This window comes from Saccharopolyspora sp. (genome assembly GCF_017434145.1).
Taxonomy (GTDB): domain Bacteria; phylum Actinomycetota; class Actinomycetes; order Mycobacteriales; family Pseudonocardiaceae; genus Saccharopolyspora_C; species Saccharopolyspora_C galaxeae.
Genome location: NZ_JAFRFW010000419.1, coordinates 1 through 3,280, shown reverse-complemented (window position 1 = coordinate 3,280; position 3,280 = coordinate 1). Strand labels below are relative to the sequence as shown.

Sequence of the window (3,280 nt, the reverse complement as noted above, 5' to 3'; positions counted from 1 at the left end):
GCCCAGAGCGCTCCGATGTGCCAGACCGTGCTCGCGGCGGCTTCCGCGCCGGGGATCGTCCGCAGCGCCGGCGTCGAGGCGATCATGATGAGCACCAGCCCCAGGGCCAGCGCGGTGTGCACGACCGCCCGAACCGCCCGGTTGTCCGGATCGCGGGCGACGTCGCGCGCCTTGAACGCGGCCGTGCACAGCAGGAACACGCCGACGACCGGATACAGCAGGGTGATCAGCGCCATTACGCCCAGCCTCGTCGTTCGGTGAAGGACGAGGCCAGCCGCGCGATGGCGTCGTGCTGCCCGGCCAGCCGGGCAACCGGTTGATCACCGGTCACGTCGGCCCACCAGCGGATCGTCGTCGCGACCCGTTCGGCCTCGTACTCGGCGAAGTCGTCCTGGTACTGGTGCCGGTGCCGGCCGAACATCCGGTCGATCAGCTCGGGCGAGACCGTGGGGAACAGCCCTTGCAGCAGCTCGGACGGTTTGACGTCGCTCGTGGTCGTCGAGTGCCCGGCGATCAAGTGGCCGAGCTCGTGCGCGATGCATTGGAAGGTGTGCAGCGGACCGGTGTTGTCCGGGTAGAGGATCACGTCCATCTCGTCGGTGCGCCACCACGAGGCGACCGGACCGCCGGGGCGAGCGCCGAACGGCATCAGCTCGATGCGGCGGCCGCGATCTTCGCCGAGCGCGGTGCACAGCTGGCCGATGTCCAGCGGTACCGGCAGATCGAGCCGCCGCAGCAGCCGCCGGCATTCCCGTTCGAGCTGCTGGATCCGGCGCAGCTCCGCGCGCCCACCCGGCACTTCGGTACCGCCCAACGTTCCCAGCCAGCACAGCAGTCCTCGCACGCTGCGAGAGTATGCGCACAGCCCGCACGGTGAATACAAGATCTTCCGGACCGGACGACCGGCCACCGCGGACCGCGGGCGCAGCGACCGCGCGAGCGGGCCGGACCGCTCAGGCCAGGACCGCGAAACCACCGCCGATGATCAACGCTCCCGCCAGCGCGCCCGCGACGACCTGGGCTGTCGTGTGGTCCCCCAGTCGTACCCGCGACCAGCCGATCCCGGCCGTGACCAGGCCCAGCAGCCACCACGCAGGTCCGTAGAACAGCGCCAGCACGACCGTGGCGCCGCCCCCGGCCGCGGCGTGCATCGAGATCTTCCACTTGGTGGTGATCGCCCCGGCGACGATCACCAGCGCGAGCATTCCGGCGTCCAGCGCGGTCATCGCCCGCGGTGCCCCACCGGTCACGAGCAGCACCAGTCCGATCGTGCCCGAGCCGATCAATGCGATGAACGGGATCAGCCGCCCGGCGCGGTCGCGCACGTGGTGCCCGTCCCACCGTCCCCGCGCGGCACCGACCGTCATCACCGCCTGCGGGATCAACGCGCTGGTGGCCGCCACCAGCACTCCCCATCCCAGCGCTGGCCACCAGCGGTAGCCGGTGGCCTGCCACGCCACTCCGATCGGCAACAGCGTGATCAGCACCCATGGCGCGAAGATCTCGGTGACGGTCCGCGCGAGGCGCAGGGATGCCGTGGTCTTCGCCGACGGTTCAGCAGCCGGAGTGGGCTCGAAGGCAGTGTTGCTCATGCGCGCTGGTCGGTCCTCGATCACGGCGGCGACAGGTACCGGCAGAGTGGCACAGGCCCCGCCGCGGAACCCTCTCGGGCCCGCGAAACCGGTATCGCCGCGACGCCGGTGAACCGCTCCGCCGCGACCGGTGTGTTCCACAGCGCACTCGCCGCCCCTGTCCGGACGGGTGAACTCGCAGCTCAGTTACCCTTTGGAAGTACTGCTGGACATCCACCGGGGCTCGGCACCGAGCAGGTGGATCTGCACGAACCGGGGGAGCATCGCCCGTGGCCCGAGTCGTCGTCGACGTCATGCCCAAGCAGGAGATCCTCGACCCGCAGGGTCAGGCGGTGGCCAATGCGCTGCCCCGGCTCGGTTTCGAGGGCGTTTCGGAAGTCCGCCAGGGGAAGCGGTTCGAGCTTCAGGTCGCCGACGACGTCGACGACGCCACCCTCGCCAAGATCGCCGAGACGTTCCTGGCGAACCCGGTGATCGAGGACTGGACGGTTCGGCGGGTGGAGTCATGAGCGCGAAGATCGGTGTCATCACCTTCCCCGGCACCCTCGACGACGTGGACGCGCAGCGCGCCGTGCGCCGCGCGGGTGCCGAGGCGGTCGCGCTCTGGCACGCCGATGCCGACCTGCGCGGCGTGGACGCGGTGATCGTGCCCGGCGGGTTCTCCTACGGCGACTACCTGCGCTGCGGCGCGATCGCGAAGTTCGCCCCCGTGATGGGCGAGGTGGTGCGCGCCGCCGGGCAGGGGATGCCGGTGCTGGGCATCTGCAACGGCTTCCAGATCCTCTGCGAGGCCGGCCTGCTGCCGGGCGCGCTGACCCGCAACTGCGCGCTGCACTTCGTGTGCCGCGACCAGTGGCTCAAGGTGGAGAACAACACCTCGGCCTGGACCACCCGCTACGACGCGGGCGCAGAGCTGCTGGTGCCGCTGAAGTCCGGTGAGGGCGCCTACATGGCCGACGAGTCCGTGCTCGACGAGCTCGAAGGCGAAGGCCGCGTGCTGCTGCGCTACGTCGAGGACAACCCGAACGGTTCGCTGCGCGAGATCGCCGGGATCACCGACGCGCGCGGCCGGGTGGCCGGCCTGATGCCGCACCCCGAGCACGCCATCGACCCGCTGACCGGGCCTACCGACGACGGGCTCGGCATGTTCCTGTCCGCTCTCGACGCACTGGTGGCAGCGTGACGAACGATCCCGAAGACGTGACCGCTAGCGGTTCGGGCACCCACGCCGTGGCAGGCGGCCCGACGACCGAGACCGGCACCGGTGAGCGGTTCTCCGCCGAGGACGCCCCCGCTGCGGAGGTCCCCGCCGCGAAGGCCGCCGCGCTGGACACCGTGCTCGCCGCGGAGTCCACTCCGGACACTCCGCAGCCGCACCGCGAGCTGGGACTCAAGGACGACGAGTACGAGCGGATCCGCGAGATCCTGGGCCGCCGCCCCACCGAGGCCGAGCTGGCGATGTACTCGGTGATGTGGAGCGAGCACTGCTCCTACAAGTCCTCCAAGGTGCACCTGAAGTACTTCGGCGAGACCACGACCGACGAGATGCGCTCGAAGATGCTGGCGGGCATCGGCGAGAACGCCGGCGTGGTGGACATCGGCGACGGCTGGGCGGTCACGTTCAAGCTCGAGTCGCACAACCACCCGTCCTACGTGGAGCCGTACCAGGGTGCCGCGACCGGCGTCGG

Annotated in this window: 5 protein-coding genes and 1 pseudogene; 3 read left to right on the top strand and 3 right to left on the bottom strand. The window is 70.6% G+C overall.

Features of this window, described 5'->3' with window-relative positions:
- From IJH84_RS11430 to IJH84_RS11420, 3 genes are all read right to left on the bottom strand, one after another.
- A partial coding sequence (locus tag IJH84_RS11430; protein ID WP_295143782.1) for a hypothetical protein occupies positions 1 to 236 on the bottom strand: 236 nt, incomplete at its 3' end.
- Positions 236 to 844 (bottom strand): hypothetical protein, encoded by a 609-nt coding sequence (locus IJH84_RS11425; protein ID WP_200068792.1) that lies wholly within the window; start codon positions 842 to 844, stop codon positions 236 to 238. The genes IJH84_RS11425 and IJH84_RS11430, both read right to left, overlap by 1 nt.
- A 109-nt stretch (positions 845 to 953) precedes the next feature.
- Entirely contained in the window at positions 954 to 1,592 is a 639-nt protein-coding gene (locus IJH84_RS11420; protein ID WP_295143778.1) for a phosphatase PAP2 family protein, read from the bottom strand.
- 269 nt (positions 1,593 to 1,861) lie between these two features.
- Here IJH84_RS11420 and purS point away from each other — a divergent pair, with 269 nt between their 5' ends.
- The 3 genes and pseudogenes from purS to IJH84_RS11405 all read left to right on the top strand — a co-directional run.
- On the top strand, positions 1,862 to 2,101 hold the full coding sequence (gene purS / locus IJH84_RS11415) for a phosphoribosylformylglycinamidine synthase subunit PurS (RefSeq protein ID WP_200068794.1): 240 nt from the start codon (positions 1,862 to 1,864) through the stop codon (positions 2,099 to 2,101).
- The gene (gene purQ, locus IJH84_RS11410; RefSeq protein WP_200068795.1) at positions 2,098 to 2,775 is read left to right on the top strand and encodes a phosphoribosylformylglycinamidine synthase subunit PurQ; all 678 of its coding nucleotides are present in this window, start codon (positions 2,098 to 2,100) and stop codon (positions 2,773 to 2,775) included. The genes purS and purQ overlap by 4 nt, the downstream gene beginning before the upstream one ends.
- A gap of 143 nt (positions 2,776 to 2,918) precedes the next feature.
- Positions 2,919 to 3,280: pseudogene (locus tag IJH84_RS11405) on the top strand (phosphoribosylformylglycinamidine synthase II); the annotation flags it as partial.

What these genes read in the sequence shown, in the direction of transcription:
- IJH84_RS11420 (WP_295143778.1), bottom strand. Translation starts at nt 1,592, where the DNA reads ATGAGCAACACTGCCTTCGAGCCCACTCCGGCTGCTGAACCGTCGGCG.
- purQ (WP_200068795.1), top strand. Translation starts at nt 2,098, where the DNA reads ATGAGCGCGAAGATCGGTGTCATCACCTTCCCCGGCACCCTCGACGAC.